The following is a 16361-nucleotide window of genomic DNA, read 5'->3' as shown; positions in this document are numbered from 1 at the left end:
GATGGGCTGGACCTTGGGCCGCTACTTCTTCTTTCGCTACGTGTCGATCACGATCTGGTTCTTCATCGGCCTTCTGGCGCTGGTGTTCCTGATCGACTTCACCGAATTGTCCGGCCGCATCACCGGCCTGCCGGGCTTCACCTACGGCACGGCGGTCGCCATCTCGGCGCTGCGGATGCCGATGATCATGCTGCAGACGGTGCCGTTTGTCGGCCTGTTTTCGGCGATGGCGACGCTGGTGTCGCTCAACCGCAAATATGAGCTGGTGATTGCGCGTTCGGCCGGCGTGTCGGCCTGGCAGTTCCTGTTGCCCTGCTGCATCGGTGCGTTGTTATTCGGCGCGCTGTCGGTCGGCGTGCTCAATCCGATCGCCGCGCACGGCTTTTCCTGGTCGGAGCAGATGGAAAACCAGCTGCGGTCCGGCAATTCGAACGCGGTGGCGGCCGATGCCACGCCGTGGATTCGCCAGAAAACCGCCACCGGTGACACCATCATCGGCGCCCGCGCCATCCTCAACCAGGGCCTGGAAATGGCCGACGCGGTGTTCTTCGTTCTCGATCCGCGAGGCAATATCGTCGAGCGCAAGGACGCGGCGCGGGCTTTCCTGCGCGACGGCTACTGGGAATTGCAGGACGTCAAGGTGTTCAAAGACGGCAACATCCGCTCGGAAACGACGGACCAGTTGCCGACCAACCTCAAGCCGGAGTTCGTGCAGGAAAGGCTGGCGCGCCCCGAAACCATTCCGTTTTACGAGCTTCCCGGCAAGATTGAGGTTGCCCGCTCCTTCGGCCTCAAGGCAAATGCCTTCGCCATGCAGTTCGATTCGCTGGTGGCGTTACCGTTCCTGCTTGTGGCCATGACGCTGATTGCGGCAACAGTTTCAATGCGATTTGCGAGGATGGGGCAGTCGGCAACGATGATTCTGGGTGGCGTCCTCGCCGGGTTTCTGCTTTATGTCGTTTCGGTATTGGTCAAGGCATTCGGCGTGGCGGGATTCGTGCCCACAGCCGTGGCTGCATGGGTTCCGGTTGTCGTGGCTATGTTCTTTGGGGTGACATTCCTGCTATACAAGGAAGACGGCTAGTGAGGGAGGCGGCTTTGCGCAGCCATAGGCAGGCTGGTTTGGCGCGCCTTTATTCGGCGAGCGCCTTGGTATGCCTGCTCGCTTGCGGCGTGCCGATGGCTCCTGCGCTGGCGCAGGATGTCACCGACGTGGCAACGAAGGTTCCCTCCGGCACCCAGATGCTGTTGGCGGCCGACACGCTCGTCTATAACAACGACAACCAGACGGTCACCGCCATCGGCGGCGTGCAGATCGACTATGGCGGCAACAAGCTCGTCGCCCAGCGTGTCGTGTATGATCGCAACACCAAGCGGCTCGTCGCCAGCGGCAATGTCGAGATCGTCAACAGCGACGGCACTAAGATCAACTCGCAGCACATCGATATTACCGACGATTTCGCCGACGGTTTCGTCAACGCGCTGCGCGTCGAAACCCCCGAAAAGGCCTATTTCGCCGCCGAAAGCGCTGAACGCATGGGCGGCGTGCTGACGACGTTCCATAACGGCGTCTATACCGCCTGCGAGCCTTGCGAGGACAAACCGGACAAGGCGCCGACCTGGCGGGTCAAAGCCAGGAAGATCATCTGGAACGGCGAAAAGAAGACGGTTCGCTTCGAGAACGCGAATTTCGAATTCTTCGGCTTCCCGCTGGCCTATCTGCCGGCATTTGAGATCGCCGACCCGACGGTCAAGCGCAAAAGCGGCTTCCTGATCCCCAGCATCGCCTTCAACAACGAACTCGGCGTCGGCGTCAAAGTCCCCTACTATTTCGCATTGTCGCCGACCTACGATCTCACCGTCACCGGCAGCGGCTATACCAAGCAGGGTTTCCTCGGCGAGGCCGAGTGGCGCCAGCGCTTCAACAATGGCCAGTACACGCTGAAGATCGCCGGCATCCGTCAGGAAGACCCCAACGCCTTCATCGATGGCTCCGCTTTCCCCACTAGCGCTGGCCACAATGTCAATTCGGGCGAAGTCGGCGATCCCAACAAGTTCCGCGGCATGATGGGCACCAAAGGCCAATTCGCCATCAATCCGCGCTGGGACTTCGGTTGGGACATCCTGCTGCAGACCGACAAGAATTTCTCGCGTACCTATACGATCGACGGCTACAATGACGCCGTGCATCAATCGTCGGTCTACCTGACCGGCCTCAACGGTCGCAATTATTTCGATGTGCGCGCCATGCGCTTCCAGGTTCAGGAAAACGCACTGGACAGCAACATCTCGTCGCGCAGCGACAAGCAGCCCTGGGTGCTGCCGTCGCTCGACTATGCCTATATCCCCGACATGTCGGTGGCCGGTGGCCAACTGTCGTTCAACGTCAATGCGCGGGTGATCCGCCGTGACGATCTCGATCAGGCCTATTTTACCCCCTACGTGCCGGCCTCGGGCGTCCAGCGCGTGCGCGGCATCGAGGGCGAGTCCGGCCGCTTCACCGCCGAGGCCGAGTGGAAGCGCACCTTCACCACGGACGGCGGATTGCAACTGACGCCTCTCTTGGCTCTGCAGGGTGACGTCGACTATCTCAATGCATCCTCAGGTTCGCTCGCTGCCATTAATGCGATGGCCGCCGATCCTCGAATAGACACCACCGCCGACATGCGGTCTTCCTTTGCCCGTTACATGGCGACCGCAGGACTAGAAATGCGCTGGCCGGTGCTGTTTTCGATGACCGGCTCCAGCCATATCGTCGAGCCGATGGCGCAGGTCTTCATGCGCCCAAACGAACAGTATGTCGGCGGCCTGGCCGTTCCCAACGAGGATGCACAGAGCTTCGTCTTCGACGCCACGACGCTGTTCGAGCGCGACAAGTTCTCCGGCTACGACCGCGTCGAAGGCGGCAGCCGCGCCAATGTCGGGTTCCGCTATTCGGGCGCCTATGACAATGGCTGGGGCACCAACGCCATCTTTGGCCAATCCTACCAGCTGGGCGGACGCAATTCGTTCGATTCACCGGATCTGGTCAATGCGGGTGCCGATTCCGGCCTGGAGACTTCGACCTCCGATTATGTCGGCCTTGTCGGCTTCAGCAGCCCGAGCGGCTTCTCAGGCTCGTTCAGCGGCCGCTTCGACGAGCAAAGCTTCGAAGTTCGCCGCGCCGAAGTGAAGGCCGCCTATTCCGGCCTGCCGGTTTCGCTGAGCGCCAAATACGCCTTCATCCAGGCGCAGCCGCTCTACGGTTTCACCACCGATCGCCACGAAGTCACGCTCGGCGCCTCGACGCACCTGGCCGAAAACTGGCGCGTCTTCGGCACAGGCACCTACGACCTGCAGCAAAGCGTGCTGGTCAAGGACGGCGTCGGCTTTGCCTACAACGATTCCTGCTTCACCTATCTGATGACGTTCTCGGAATCGCGCGACATCAACACCAGGGAAGTGTCGCAGAATGTCGGCTTCAACCTGTCGTTCCGCACGCTCGGCGATTTCGGCTCGTCACAAAGCTCGATCGACACCATCCAGTAGAGCCGGCTGACGACATCGTTTTGCCGCATAAAGCGGGCACGGGTTTCGGTCATCCAAAACCGGGCTTAGAATTGGGATGCTTTCGATGAGGAAATACCTGTTTTCGGCAGGATTCGCGCTCCTGATAGCGGCGACCTCGATCTCAGTCACCATGATGGCGCCGCCGGCCTTCGCCAGTGAAATCAAGTATGTCGTCAACAACATACCGATCACCAGCGGCGACATTGCGCACCGGGCTGCCTTCCTGAAACTTCAGCGCAAGAAGGGCGATGCAGGCCAGGAGATGATCGACCAGACGCTGCGCATGGCCGAGGCCAAGCGCCTCGGCATCCGCATCACCGACGCCCAGGTCGAGGCCGCCTATCAGCGCTTTGCCTCGACCAACAAGATGCAGCTCAAGCAATTGGACGGCGTCATGACGCAGTCCGGCGTGACCAAGGAGCATTTCAAGGAATTCATCCGCGCCCAGATGGCGTGGAACCAGGCGCTGAGCGCACGCTATAGCGGCGGCGGCGGACAGATGAGCGAACAGGACCTGGTCAAGCACATGCTCGAAAAAGGCGGCGCCAAGCCGAGCGCCACCGAGTACATGCTGCAGCAGGTGATCTTCGTGGTGCCGAAGGCCGAGCGCAGCGCCACACTCGCCAAGCGGAAGCGTGAGGCCGAGGCCATGCGCGCCCGCTTCAACGGCTGCGCCACCACGCGCGAATTCGCCAAGGGCCTGGTCGACGTCACCGTTCGCGATCTCCCCAGGGTGCTGGCGCCGCAACTGCCGCCGGACTGGGCTGAGCAGATCAAGGCCACCAAACTGGGCGGCGCCACGACTGTGCGCGAGACCGATCGCGGCATCGAATTCATCGGTATCTGCTCGTCGCGCGAGGTCTCTGACGACAAGGCTGCCCAGATGGTGTTCCAGAGCGAAAGCACCGGCGACAAGAACGCCGACGACCTCTCGGCCAAATATGTCGAGGAGCTGAAGGCGAAAGCCAAGATCGTCACGCGCTGAAACCGGCCTGGCCGTGCGTGAGACAGAGCTTCCGCTGGCACTGAGCGTCGGCGATCCGTCCGGCGTCGGGCCGGAAATCGCCATTGCCGCGTGGCAGAGCGCCCGCGATTCGGGTGCGGCACCCTTCTATCTTCTCGCCGACCCGGCGCTGATCGCCGCGCGGGCGCGCCGGATCGGCGCCGAAGTGGCAATCGCGGAGACGGTGCCGGCGCAAGCAGCTGATGTCTTTCAACACGCTTTGCCCGTGGTGCCGCTGGCGGCCCGCTTCACCGACGATCCCGGCCGGCCTGACCCGACCAATGCCGCCGGCACCATCGAAGCCATCGACCGCGCCGTCGCCGACTGCCTTGCCGGCCACGCGGCCGCGGTCGTCACCTGTCCGATCGCCAAGAAGCCGCTTTACGATGCCGGCTTCGGCTTTCCCGGTCACACCGAATATCTGGCGCATCTGGCCTCTCTGCACACCGGTGGCGCGGTGACGCCGGTGATGCTGCTCGCCGGCCCCGAATTGCGCACCGTTCCGGTCACCATCCACATTGCGCTTGCCGAGGTGCCGAAGGTGCTGACGACGGAGCTGATCGTTGCGATTTCGCGCATCACCGCCGCCGATCTTGCAAGCCGCTTCGGCATCGCCAGGCCGAGGCTCGCGCTTGCCGGCCTCAATCCGCATGCAGGCGAAAGCGGCGCCATGGGAACGGAGGATGAGCGCATCATCCGTCCGGCGGTCGAGATTCTGCGCGCGCAAGGCATCGACGCCTTCGGGCCGCTGCCGGCCGATACGATGTTTCATGCGCGCGCTCGAGCCGGCTACGACGTGGCGATCTGCATGTATCACGACCAGGCGTTGATCCCGGCCAAGGCGCTGGCCTTCGACGAGGCGGTCAACGTCACGCTTGGCCTGCCGTTCATCCGCACTTCGCCCGATCACGGCACAGCCTTCGACATCGCCGGCAAAGGCATCGCACGTCCCGACAGCCTGATCGCGGCGCTGAAGCTGGCCCGCCGGCTGGCCGATACCGGCACAAAGGTCGCAGCCGCATGAGCATTGATGGGCTGCCGCCACTGCGCGAGGTGATCGAGCGCCATGGGCTGCAGGCGAAGAAGGCGCTTGGCCAGAATTTCCTGCTCGACCTCAATCTGACCGGCAAGATCGCGCGCGCCGCCGGCAACCTTGGCGACAGCACGGTGATCGAGGTCGGCCCCGGCCCCGGCGGGCTGACCAGGGCGCTGCTCTCTGCCGGTGCCCGGCGTGTCATCGCCATCGAACGCGACGAACGCTGCCTGGCGGCGCTTGCCGAGATCTCCAACCACTATCCGGGCCGGCTTGAGGTGATCAGCGGCGACGCGCTGAAGACGGATTTTGCCACTCTTGCCAGTGCCGCGTCGCAAGGCGGCGGCCCGGTGAGGATTGCCGCCAACCTGCCCTACAATATCGGCACCGAGCTGTTGATCCGTTGGCTGACCGTCACCGACTGGCCGCCCTTCTATCAATCGATGACGCTGATGTTCCAGCGCGAGGTGGCCGAGCGCATTGTCGCCGGCGCCGGCAGCGATGCCTATGGCCGGCTCGGCGTGCTGGCGGGCTGGCGGACCGAAGCGAGGATTGCCTTCGACGTGCCACCGCAAGCGTTCACGCCACCGCCCAAGGTGACCTCCTCGGTGGTGCATCTGGTGCCGCGTGCCAGTCCGCTGGCTGCCGACGTGAAAAAACTCGGCCGCGTCACCGAAGCCGCCTTCGGCCAGCGCCGGAAGATGCTGCGGCAGAGCGTGAAGAGCCTTGGGGGCGAGGCACTGCTTATGCGCGCCAACATCGATCCGACCCGGCGGGCGGAGACGCTCAGCGTCGAGGAATTCGTGCGGCTGACGAACGCTGTTTGACCGCCGGTGCCGGCCTAGCAATCGTCATTCAAACGCATTACATTGATGTCGAAGGAGATTGCCATGCCAGCAAATGCACTGGTCCAGACGCGTATCGACGCCGACATCCGGGATCGGGCTTCGGCGGTGCTCGAAAGCATGGGGCTGACGGTCTCGGATGCGGTGCGGATATTGCTCACCCGAACCGCCAACGAGGGTGCGCTGCCTATCGATCTCGTCACAAACAACGAGGCGTATGACGCGTGGTTTCGCGCCAAGGTGCGCGAAGCGCTCGACGATACCCGATCCGACATTCCCGACGATCAAGTCGAAGCGCATTTTGCCGAGAGACGCGCCGCGGCGCGGCGCTCGGCTGGTGAACCTAAATCTTGAAGCGTCTGGTCGCCATTCGCGCTTTCAGATCGCGACGGCATCTTCACGCATATCGAGGCTGACAATCCTGCGGCCGCGATCGCCGTCGATGAACGGATCGTCGCCGCGATCAGCCGTCTTCGAGATTTTCCCCAAAGCGGCCGGACCGGCCGCCTCGTTGGGACGCGAGAGCTTGTCATCGTCGGCACGCCATACGTCGCAGCCTATCAGCCGACCGACAGCACAATTCGAATCCTGCGCGTGCTTCACGGAGCGCAGCGTTGGCCGGACGATCTGCCAGACAGCTGAGGTGACTAGATTACCCAACGGTGGAGGAGCTACTTACTCCGTCTTCTCGTCCAACAGCCCCGATACGAAATCAAACAAACCCGGCCGGCGGTCGCGCCGAAGCCGTTCTGCCGTCACGATGCCGCGCACTTCGGCGAAGGCGCGGTCGAGATCGTCGTTGACGATGACAAAGTCGTATTCCTTCCAGTGCTCGATCTCGTTGCGGGCGTTCTTCAGCCTGGTCTCGATCACCTGCTCCTGGTCCTCGGCGCGGCGCTTCAGCCGCGCCTTCAATTCCTTCATCGACGGCGGCAGGATGAAGATCGAGACGATGTCGGCGCGCATCTTTTCCTTGAGCTGCTGGGCGCCTTGCCAGTCGATGTCGAACAGCATGTCGCGCCCTTGCGCCAACGCCAGTTCGGCCGGCTCGCGCGGCGTCGCATAGCAATTGCCGTGCACCTCGGCCCATTCCAGCAGCGCGTCGGAATCGCGCAGCCGCTCGAACTCGCGCATGGTGCGGAAGTGGTAGTGGACGCCCTCGATCTCCGAGCCGCGGCGTGGCCTGGTGGTGACCGAGACCGACAGTTCCAGGCTGCCGTCGCTTTCCAGCAGGTTGCGCGCGATCGTCGACTTGCCGGCGCCGGACGGCGACGACAGGACCAGCATCAGCCCGCGTCGGCGAATGCGGGACCCCAGATCCCTGGCAACCATCGGCTCCTTGGCACCCATTTTGGGCTACTCCAGATTCTGGACCTGTTCGCGAAATTGGTCGACCACCGCCTTGAGCTCCAGCCCGATGGCGGTGACAGTGGCGGCGTTCGACTTCGAACACAGCGTATTCGATTCGCGGTTGAATTCCTGCGCCAGAAAATCGAGCTTGCGGCCGATGGCGCCGCCATTTGCCAGCAGCGCCCGGCCCGACGCCACATGTGTCTTCAGCCGGTCTATTTCTTCGCGGATATCAGCCTTGGTGGCCAGAAACGCCGCTTCCATGTGCAGCCGGCCGGCATCGAGATTGGCCGACGCATCCATCAGCAGCCGCACCTGTTCGGCGATCCGTTCGCGGATCGCCGCCGGTTCGCGCGACGGATCGGCTTCGGCCTTGAGCGTCAGCGTCTCGATGGCGTCGATATGGCCGGAAAGCAGCGAGCGCAGCGCTTCGCCTTCGCTTTGGCGCGCCTGCTCGAGACCGGTAAGCGTCGCCTCCAGCGCCGACAGGATCGCCGTGTCGAGCGCTGCCCGAACCTCCTCGGTTTCGCTGGTTTCGGGGACATCGAGCACGCCGCGCAGGGAAAGCAGGCCGTCGGCAGTCGCCGGGGCAACACCGAACTGCTCCTGCAGCCGCTTGGCCAACCCGGCCAGATCCCGGAGGAAGACTTCGTTGACCACCGGCTGCACCTGCTGGCCGGCGGCGCGGCCGACGGTCAGCGTCGCCTGGAAATTGCCGCGCGAAAACCGCTTTTGCAGCGTCTGCCGGACCGCCGGCTCCAGCCGCTCGAAACCTTGCGGCAGCCGCAGCCTCACCTCGACGCTCTTGCCGTTGACCGACTTGACCTCCCAGGCGATCGAAGCGCCGTCGTGCTCGGCGACGGCGCGTGCAAATCCGGTCATGCTCTGCAAATTCATGATGCGGCTCGTGTCTCCTGATGTTCCAATTCTGAAATCCCGCTCGCGTTCGATATCACGGGGAGCGCGAATGTCAGAATCGGAATACCGGCAAGGTGTTGATTTCCGGTATCGTTTTGATCTCGCAGTGCTGAAATCTGCAGAGCCATCGGAGCAAAGCCAAAGACGCTTCGAACCGCGCTGGGCGCTCAAAGCACCAGCGCGTCGCCCATGTTCGCAAGGCGCAAGGTCACTCCGCCAAAAAGCGCCGGCCTGCTACTGGGCGGCACCCGCATCGCCGCCGGCATCCCCACTGTCGCCGCCGGTATCGCCACTGGCGTCACCGCTGTTGTCGCCATCCGCCGGCGCATCGGTCTGGCCCGGGGTCTTGGCACCTTTGGCGGCGTCTTCAGCCTGCTTCTTCTGCAGCGCCCGGTAGCGAGCCACGTTCTCATTGTGCTCGGCAAGCGTGGTGGCAAAGACGTGGCCGCCGGTGCCGTCGGCGACGAAATAGAGATCATCGGTCTTCGACGGGTTGGCGACGGCTTCGAGTGCGGCGCGGCCGGGATTGGCGATCGGCGTCGGCGGCAGGCCGTTGATCAGATAGGTGTTGTAAGGCGTCTGCTTCTCAATGTCCGACTGGTAGATCGGCCGGTCAGCGGGTTTGCCCTTGCCGCCGAACAGCCCGTAAATGATGGTCGGATCCGATTGCAGCCGCATGCCCTTGGCCAGACGGTTGAGGAAGACGGCGGCAACGCGCGAGCGCTCGTCACCCCGACCGGTTTCCTTTTCGACGATCGAGGCCAAGGTGACGAAGTCGTCGACATTGGCCAGAGGCAGGTCGGGCGCGCGCCGCTGCCAGACTTCGTCGACCAGCTTTTTCTGGTCGGCGAGCAGCTTGTCGACCATCTGCTGGCGCGTGGCGCCGCGGGTGAAGCGCAACGTATCGGTGGCAAGGCTGCCCTCGGCCGGCGTGGTCGCAGGCATGTCGCCGGTCAGCGCATCCTGTTCGGCAATGCGCTGCAGCGCCTGCTCGACCGTCAGGCCCTCGGGAATGGTCAGCGAATACATCACCGACTTGCCGCTCTTCAGAAGCTCCATGATGTCGCGCATGGAGGCGCGCGGCTTGACTTCGTATTCGCCGGCCTTCAGCGCTGAATCATTGCCATAGACGCGCACGCCAATGCGGAAGATGCGGGCGTCGCTGATCAATCCACGCCGTTCGAGCTGGTCGGCAATATCCTGTACGCCGGTGTTCGGCTTGACCAGGAAGGTGTCGCCATTGGCGGACGGACCAGGTTCGTTGAAGGCCTGTTTGCCGAAATAAAGCGAGACGCCGGCGGCGAGGATCATCAACATCACCGCGGAGATGACGAAGTTCATGAACACTACGACCTGGCTGCGCGAGGCGCGCGAGCGCTTCGGCGGCGGCGTGCCGGCTTCCGGCCGCAAGGCCTCGGCCGCAGTCTTCGGCACGATCGGGCCGGTCTGCTGGTTTTGTCCGAATTGTCCGCTGCCGCCCGGATTGGTGTTCATAAGCGCCCTACCATCTGATCTCTTAGAGCGACCACACGTCCGGTTGGACGCACAGCGTGCCCTAACATTTCAAGCCTACGCATCGTGCTTTTAAAAAAAGCGCCTTCGGTTTCAGGCCGATGCGACGAATCCCCAGCGGCAGAGTAGGCTCGAATATGGCAAAATTGACGACAGACCGCTGGCGCGCCGGTCGATACCGCAATCAGCCTATATAGCGCTGGAAGACCAGCGAAGCGTTGGTGCCGCCGAAACCGAAGGAGTTGGACAGCGCCACGTCGACCTGGCGATGCCGTGGCGTGTTGGGTACCAGATCGATCGCGGTTTCGCGTTCCGGGTTGTCGAGATTGATGGTGGCGGGAGCGATGTTGTCGCGGATGGCGAGGATCGAGAAGATCGCCTCGGCGGCCCCCGCGGCACCCAGGAGATGGCCGATCGACGACTTGGTCGACGACATCGAGATCTTCGAGGCGGCATTACCGACCAGCCGCTCGACGGCACCGAGCTCGATCGTATCGGCCATGGTCGAGGTGCCGTGCGCGTTGATGTAATCGATATCGGCGGGCGTCAGCTTGGCCCGGTTCAGCGCCGCCGTCATGCAGCGGAAGGCGCCGTCGCCGTCTTCGGCAGGTGCGGTGATGTGATAGGCGTCGCCGGTCAGGCCGTAGCCGGTGACCTCGGCATAGATCTTGGCGCCGCGCGCCTTGGCGTGTTCGAGCTCTTCCAGCACGACGACCCCGGCGCCCTCGCCCATGACGAAGCCATCGCGGTCGCGGTCATAGGGGCGCGAGGCCTTTTCAGGCGTGTCGTTGCGGTCAGTGGACAGCGCCCGGCAAGCGGCGAAGCCGGCAAGCGAAAGCCTGGTCACCGGCGATTCGGCGCCGCCGGCCAGCATCACGTCGGCATCGCCGAAGATGATCAGCCGGGCGGCATCGCCAATGGCGTGCGCGCCAGTCGAGCAGGCGGTGACGACGGCGTGATTGGGACCCTTCAGCCCGTGCCGGATCGACACCTGACCGGACACCAGATTGATGATGTTGCCGGGAATGAAGAACGGGCTGATGCGGCGCGGGCCGCGCTCGTGCAGGATCAGCGCGTTTTCGGCGATGCCTTCGAGGCCGCCAATGCCGGAGCCGATCATGACGCCGGTGGCGCAACGCTCGGCTTCTGTGCCGGGCTCCCAGCCGGAATCCTTCAAAGCTTCGTCGGCGGCCGCAATCCCGTAGAGGATGAAGTCGCCGATCTTGCGCAGTTCCTTCGGCTCAAGCACGGCTTCGGGATTGAGCGTGCCGTTGGAGCCGTCACCGCGCGGAATGACGTGGGCGATCTTGCAGGCAAGATCTTCCACTTCAAACTCGGTGACGCGCTTGGCGGCGCTGCGGCCGGTCAGCAATTCCTTCCAGCTGTGCTCGAAGCCCATACCGAACGGCGAAACCAGGCCAAGGCCCGTGACGACGACACGCCTCATCGCAGGTCCTCCCCGGTGATGACTGCGGATAGCGTCAGGCCGAAGCCTTGTCGATGTACTTCACGGCATCGCCGACGGTCAGGATGGTCTCGGCCGCATCGTCCGGAATCTCGACGCCAAACTCTTCTTCGAACGCCATGACGAGTTCGACCGTATCGAGGCTGTCCGCGCCCAGATCATCGATGAAGCTCGCCTGCTCCGTCACCTTGTCGGCATCGACGCCAAGATGTTCGATGACGATCTTCTTGACGCGCTCTGCGGTGTCACTCATTTGGGGCATCCTCGTCTTTTGTTTGTCTGTCTTCGTTAGCGGGCAGAATGCCGCTAATCAAGCTGAAAGATGGTCCTGCCGGAAACGCAACGGCACCGGACCGGTTTTTGCCCGAACCGCCGGGTTGCGGGCCGCATTACACGAAAATTGGCTAAGGTCCAAGGCGAAATGGTCTCTTTTCACAAGCCGGCCACGTCTTCTTATAACCCGGCCATCTCCCGTCAAATCATCGCCATGCCGCCGTTGACATGGATGGTCTGGCCGGTGACGTAGGCGGCTTCGTTGGAGGCGAGATAGGCGACGGCCGACGCCACTTCAACGCTCGTGCCCATGCGGCGTGTCGGAATCGCCGCCATGATCGCGTCTTTCTGCTTGTCGTTGAGCTTGTCGGTCATGGCCGATTCGATGAAGCCCGGGGCGACGCAGTTGACGGTGATGTTGCGGGTGGCGATCTCCTGCGCCAGCGACTTGGAAAAGCCGATCATGCCGGCCTTGGAGGCGCAGTAATTGGTCTGGCCGGGATTGCCGGTGACGCCGACCACCGAGGTGATGTTGATGATGCGGCCATGCCGGCGGCGCATCATCGGATGGGTGAGTTCACGGGTCAGCCGAAACACGGCGGTCAGGTTGACCTCAAGCACACTGTCCCAATCGGCATCCGACATGCGCACGAACAGGCCGTCCTTGGTGATGCCGGCATTGTTGACCAGTATGTCGACGCCTTCGAGTTCGGTTTCCGCCTTCTGGCCAAGCGCCTTGACCTCGTCGCGGTCGGCAAGATTGGCCGGAAACAGCTTTACCCGGTCGCCGAGCTCGCCGGCCAGGGTCTCGAGTTTCTCGATGCGGGTGCCGTGCAGGCCGACAATGGCGCCTTGCGCATGCAGCACGCGGGCAATCGCCTCGCCAATGCCTCCCGATGCGCCGGTGACGAGCGCCTTGCGGCCGGTCAGTTCGAACATTTTCGTCTCCTGATCTTAAGAGAACACCCTTCCCACGGGAGGGGTCAAATCGCCAGAGGATTATGCAAGCGCGGCCAGCGCCGCCTCGACGTCGGCCGGGGTGCCGACGGCTGATGTGGCGATGTCGCGGTTGATGCGCCGCGCGAGGCCCGACAGCACCTTGCCGGCGCCGATCTCGTAGAGCGTGGCGACGCCGTTGGCGCCGAACCACTCTACCGTTTCGCGCCAGCGCACGCGGCCGGTGATCTGCTCGACCAGGCGCCGCGCGATCTCGTCGGGATCGCTGGTCGGGGTCACGGTGACGTTGGAAACGACGGGAACCACCGGCGCATGCTTCGTTACCCCGGCCAGCGCCTCGCGCATCACATTGGCGGCCGGCGCCATCAGCGCCGAGTGGAAGGGGGCGGAGACCTGCAGCATCAGCGCCCGCTTGGCGCCCTTCTCGGTGCACAGTTTCGCGGCGAGTTCCACCGCCGCCTTGGCGCCGGAGATCACCAGCTGGCCGCCGCCATTGTCGTTGGCGATCTGGCAGACCTTGCCGGAGCCGGCTGCCGCTTCAGTGCAAGCGGCTTCGACGTCAGGCTGTTCCAGTCCGATGATCGCCGCCATCGCGCCCTCTCCGGCCGGCACCGCCTCCTGCATGGCATTGCCGCGAATGCGCAGTAGCCGGGCGGCATCGGCGACCGAGATGAAGCCGGCGGCGGCAAGGGCGGAATATTCGCCGAGCGAGTGGCCGGCAACGTAGGCGACCTTGTCCTTCAGCGAAAAACCGCGCGCTTCCAGTGCCCGCACCGCAGCCAGCGATACCGCCATCAGCGCCGGCTGGGCATTGGCGGTCAAGGTCAGCGTCTCTTCAGGGCCTTCCCAGATCAATGTCGACAGCTTTTCGCCCAGCGCGCCATCGACTTCCTCGAAGACCCTGCGCGCCTCCGGGAAGGCGTCGGCGAGGTCCTTGCCCATGCCGACAGCCTGGCTGCCTTGTCCCGGAAAGGTGAATGCAACGGCCATTTGGGCTCTCTCCAGCGGCTGATTTTTCCTGCCTGTGACGCAAGGCGGACCGCCAAGTCAAGCCCGCGAGCAGCATTTCGGCCCTCGTTCCACCCGGAAGCTGACCTCGAGTCCCTGTTCTGAAAGGCTTTTTGCCGATCACTCCTGATGAAAACCGCTCACGAATCGTTTGCTGGCTCTTCTTATTTCCGCCACAGGCGCTAGCTTTTGCATGACAGTTCTATGACAGAACGGTGACGCGAGTGGAAAAACGCGTTGCTTGGGCCGGGGGAAGAAGAGAAGTGGCAAGGATCAGGAAGGGCGCGGCAGTACCCGCGCCACAGTTCTTGGAAGACGATCCGTCCACCGGCTACCTGCCGGGGCGCCGATGGCCTGTCATCCGCTACGGTCTGGTCACGCTGCTTGCTTCCGCCGTCCTGGTGTTCGCCATCGAATGGATCGTGCGCGGCGACTTTTTCGGCACGGTCGACTTCTTCCTGCAACCCTTCAAGCCGGGCTGGACCACCATCATCGTCTTTGCGCTGGTGCTGATCGGACTGGACGCCGTGCTTGGCCGCAGCCACCAGAGCCTGATGATCGTGGCGCCGCTGACGCTGGCGCTGGCCTTTGTCGGGCACCAGAAGTCGCACTATCTCGGTGATCCGCTCTACCCGACCGATTTCCTCTATTCGCGTCAGATCATGGCGCTGATGCCGCTTCTGGTGCGCGAGCGGCCCTGGACGGCGGTGGCCATGGCGGTCGGCATCGTCGCCGGGCTGTCGCTGCTGGTCTATGGCTGGCGGCGGTGGCGCCGCAAGGTGCCGATCCTCAGCCGCAAGGGGCGCCTGGCGCGGTTGACGCTGGCAGTGCCGCTGCTCGCCTTCTTCGTCTCGATCATGGATTACGCCACCTTCTCGTGGACCCGCGACCGGCTGCAGATCATCCCGATCATGTGGGACCAGAAGGAGAACTACGCCTCCAACGGGTTTGCGCTGGCTTTCGCGCTCAACGTGCCGATGGCGCATGTCTCTGCACCGGCCGGCTATTCCGACAAGGCGATCGATGCGATCGACAGACCTGATGTGACGGCCTCGGTGCCGGATGAGAAACCCGACATTATCGTGGTGATGAGCGAATCCTTCTGGGATCCGACCAAGCTGCCCGGCGTCACCATCACGCCGGACCCGATCCCCAATGTGCGGGCTTTGCGCTCCGGCTATATGTTCTCGCCGGAATTCGGCGGCATGACCGCCAACATCGAATTCGAGGCGCTGACCGGCTTTTCCAATGCCTTCCTGCCGGCGGGCTCTATCCCTTACCAGCAATATGTGCGCACGCCGACGCCGTCGCTGGCGACCTTCCTGAAAAGCGAGGGCTACCGGGCGCGCGCCATCCACCCCGGCACCAACTGGTTCTGGAATCGCGGCGCGGTCTATGCCGATTTCGGCTTCAACGATTTCCGCTCGGAAGAGACGCTGCCACCGTTGGAAAAGCGCGGGCCGCTGGCCTCCGACGCGGCAATGACCGACGAGATCATCGCAGAGGCCGACGCCAGCGAGGGCCCGGTGTTCTTCTTCGCCGTCAGCCTGCAGAACCACGGCCCCTACGAGCCGTACCGCTATTACAACCCGACCCACAAGGTCGCGGCTCCCATCAGCACATGGGCGCGGGAATCGCTGCTCAGCTACGCCGAGGGTTCGGCCGATGCCGACCGTGGCCTCGAGCGGCTGATCGAATGGGCGAAGAAGCGCGAGCGGCCGACGGTCATCGCCTTCTTCGGCGACCATCTGCCGCCGCTCGGCCCGGTCTATGTCGAGACCGGCTTCCTCAAAGACAATGTCGCGCCGCGCAAGGAGCCGACGCCGGAGGCAGCACTTGAGCACCACCAGACGCCGCTGATCATCTGGTCGAACCGCACCGGCCCGGCGCAGGATATGGGCGCGGTCAGCCCGGCCTTCCTGCCCTACCACATCCTGACCACCGCCGGGATCACGCACCCCTACTACACCGGCTTCCTCGGCGCGCTGCGCGAACGCTACCGCGTCGTCGATCGCAATCTCCTGCTGACACCGTCAGGCGAAGCGACGCCCGACTGGGCTCGGCAGAAGGACATCGATCCGGCGATCAACGATTTCCGCCTGCTGCAATACGACATGATGTTCGGCAAGCGTAAGGCCGCGCCCGACTTCTTCCCCGAAACGGTGGACAAGCTCGCCCATACAAGTTGACGCCCGGCGTTTTTCGATCCCGCGACGCCAAGGATGCTGTCTGGAACGGTGCCCCACCCTTGCCTTCCCGCCAAATTGCTGTATAGACGCCCGCAATCTGCCGGTCCTTGCTGGGGGCTGAACGGAGGGCCGTTGTTTTCCTAGGGGAAAGCGGCGTGTGAAGCCAGAAGCGCTTCCGCCTCCCGTGTCTCCGCTCTCGACCGTCTCGAAATGCTCCTTTCTTCCCCGCCCCTTCGGGACCAGCGGGTCAGAGAAGTTG

15 protein-coding genes are annotated in these 16361 nt (G+C 63.5%); 8 read left to right on the top strand and 7 right to left on the bottom strand.

Annotated features, from left to right (window positions below; all coding sequences use genetic code 11):
- The first annotated feature begins 1 nt into the window (after position 1).
- The 7 genes from lptG to AC04SH_RS21880 all read left to right on the top strand — a co-directional run bounded on the left by lptG (position 2) and on the right by AC04SH_RS21880 (position 7072).
- Positions 2-1084 carry an LPS export ABC transporter permease LptG gene (lptG, locus tag AC04SH_RS21910; RefSeq protein ID WP_192258973.1) on the top strand — a complete coding sequence of 361 codons (1083 nt, stop codon included), beginning with the start codon at positions 2-4 and terminating at the stop codon, positions 1082-1084.
- Positions 1084-3528: an LPS-assembly protein LptD gene (locus AC04SH_RS21905; protein WP_488576598.1), complete on the top strand. Its 2445-nt coding sequence runs from the start codon at positions 1084-1086 to the stop codon at positions 3526-3528. The genes lptG and AC04SH_RS21905 overlap by 1 nt, the downstream gene beginning before the upstream one ends.
- Before the next feature lie 76 nt (positions 3529-3604).
- Positions 3605-4534, top strand: coding sequence for a SurA N-terminal domain-containing protein (locus AC04SH_RS21900; RefSeq protein ID WP_488576597.1), 930 nt, complete (start codon positions 3605-3607; stop codon positions 4532-4534).
- Between the two features lie 13 nt (positions 4535-4547).
- Positions 4548-5576 carry a 4-hydroxythreonine-4-phosphate dehydrogenase PdxA gene (gene pdxA / locus AC04SH_RS21895; protein WP_488576596.1) on the top strand — a complete coding sequence of 343 codons (1029 nt, stop codon included), beginning with the start codon at positions 4548-4550 and terminating at the stop codon, positions 5574-5576.
- Positions 5573-6412: a 16S rRNA (adenine(1518)-N(6)/adenine(1519)-N(6))-dimethyltransferase RsmA gene (rsmA, locus tag AC04SH_RS21890; RefSeq protein ID WP_488576595.1), complete on the top strand. Its 840-nt coding sequence runs from the start codon at positions 5573-5575 to the stop codon at positions 6410-6412. Before pdxA ends, rsmA begins: the two co-directional genes overlap by 4 nt.
- A 63-nt stretch (positions 6413-6475) precedes the next feature.
- Positions 6476-6784, top strand: a complete 309-nt coding sequence (locus tag AC04SH_RS21885; RefSeq protein WP_436261941.1) for a type II toxin-antitoxin system RelB/DinJ family antitoxin — start codon at positions 6476-6478, stop codon at positions 6782-6784.
- Between the two features lie 39 nt (positions 6785-6823).
- The gene (locus AC04SH_RS21880; protein WP_488576736.1) at positions 6824-7072 is read left to right on the top strand and encodes a type II toxin-antitoxin system RelE/ParE family toxin; all 249 of its coding nucleotides are present in this window, start codon (positions 6824-6826) and stop codon (positions 7070-7072) included.
- Positions 7073-7105: 33 nt separating this feature from the next.
- Here AC04SH_RS21880 and gmk read toward each other — a convergent pair whose 3' ends face one another.
- From gmk to fabD, 7 genes are all read right to left on the bottom strand, one after another.
- The gene (gmk, locus tag AC04SH_RS21875) at positions 7106-7780 is read right to left on the bottom strand and encodes a guanylate kinase (protein WP_162712060.1); all 675 of its coding nucleotides are present in this window, start codon (positions 7778-7780) and stop codon (positions 7106-7108) included.
- A 6-nt stretch (positions 7781-7786) separates the two neighbouring features.
- Positions 7787-8677, bottom strand: a complete 891-nt coding sequence (locus AC04SH_RS21870) for a YicC/YloC family endoribonuclease (RefSeq protein WP_488576594.1) — start codon at positions 8675-8677, stop codon at positions 7787-7789.
- A gap of 255 nt (positions 8678-8932) precedes the next feature.
- Positions 8933-10192, bottom strand: a complete 1260-nt coding sequence (gene mltG / locus AC04SH_RS21865; protein WP_488576593.1) for an endolytic transglycosylase MltG — start codon at positions 10190-10192, stop codon at positions 8933-8935.
- A 202-nt stretch (positions 10193-10394) separates the two neighbouring features.
- A complete protein-coding gene (gene fabF, locus AC04SH_RS21860; protein ID WP_488576592.1) occupies positions 10395-11657 on the bottom strand; it encodes a beta-ketoacyl-ACP synthase II in 1263 nt (420 codons plus the stop codon).
- Positions 11658-11691: 34 nt separating this feature from the next.
- Entirely contained in the window at positions 11692-11928 is a 237-nt protein-coding gene (locus AC04SH_RS21855; RefSeq protein WP_006203723.1) for an acyl carrier protein, read from the bottom strand.
- Between the two features lie 221 nt (positions 11929-12149).
- On the bottom strand, positions 12150-12887 hold the full coding sequence (gene fabG / locus AC04SH_RS21850) for a 3-oxoacyl-[acyl-carrier-protein] reductase (protein WP_488576591.1): 738 nt from the start codon (positions 12885-12887) through the stop codon (positions 12150-12152).
- Positions 12888-12947: 60 nt separating this feature from the next.
- The gene (gene fabD / locus AC04SH_RS21845; RefSeq protein ID WP_488576590.1) at positions 12948-13895 is read right to left on the bottom strand and encodes an ACP S-malonyltransferase; all 948 of its coding nucleotides are present in this window, start codon (positions 13893-13895) and stop codon (positions 12948-12950) included.
- A 281-nt stretch (positions 13896-14176) separates the two neighbouring features.
- Between fabD and AC04SH_RS21840 the strand changes: the two genes are divergently transcribed.
- Positions 14177-16102 carry an LTA synthase family protein gene (locus AC04SH_RS21840; protein ID WP_477234950.1) on the top strand — a complete coding sequence of 642 codons (1926 nt, stop codon included), beginning with the start codon at positions 14177-14179 and terminating at the stop codon, positions 16100-16102.
- Positions 16103-16361 lie beyond the last annotated feature (259 nt).

The sequence above is a fragment of the Mesorhizobium sp. CNPSo 4688 genome (assembly GCF_057784295.1).
This window is presented reverse-complemented; position numbering and strand designations above follow the sequence as displayed.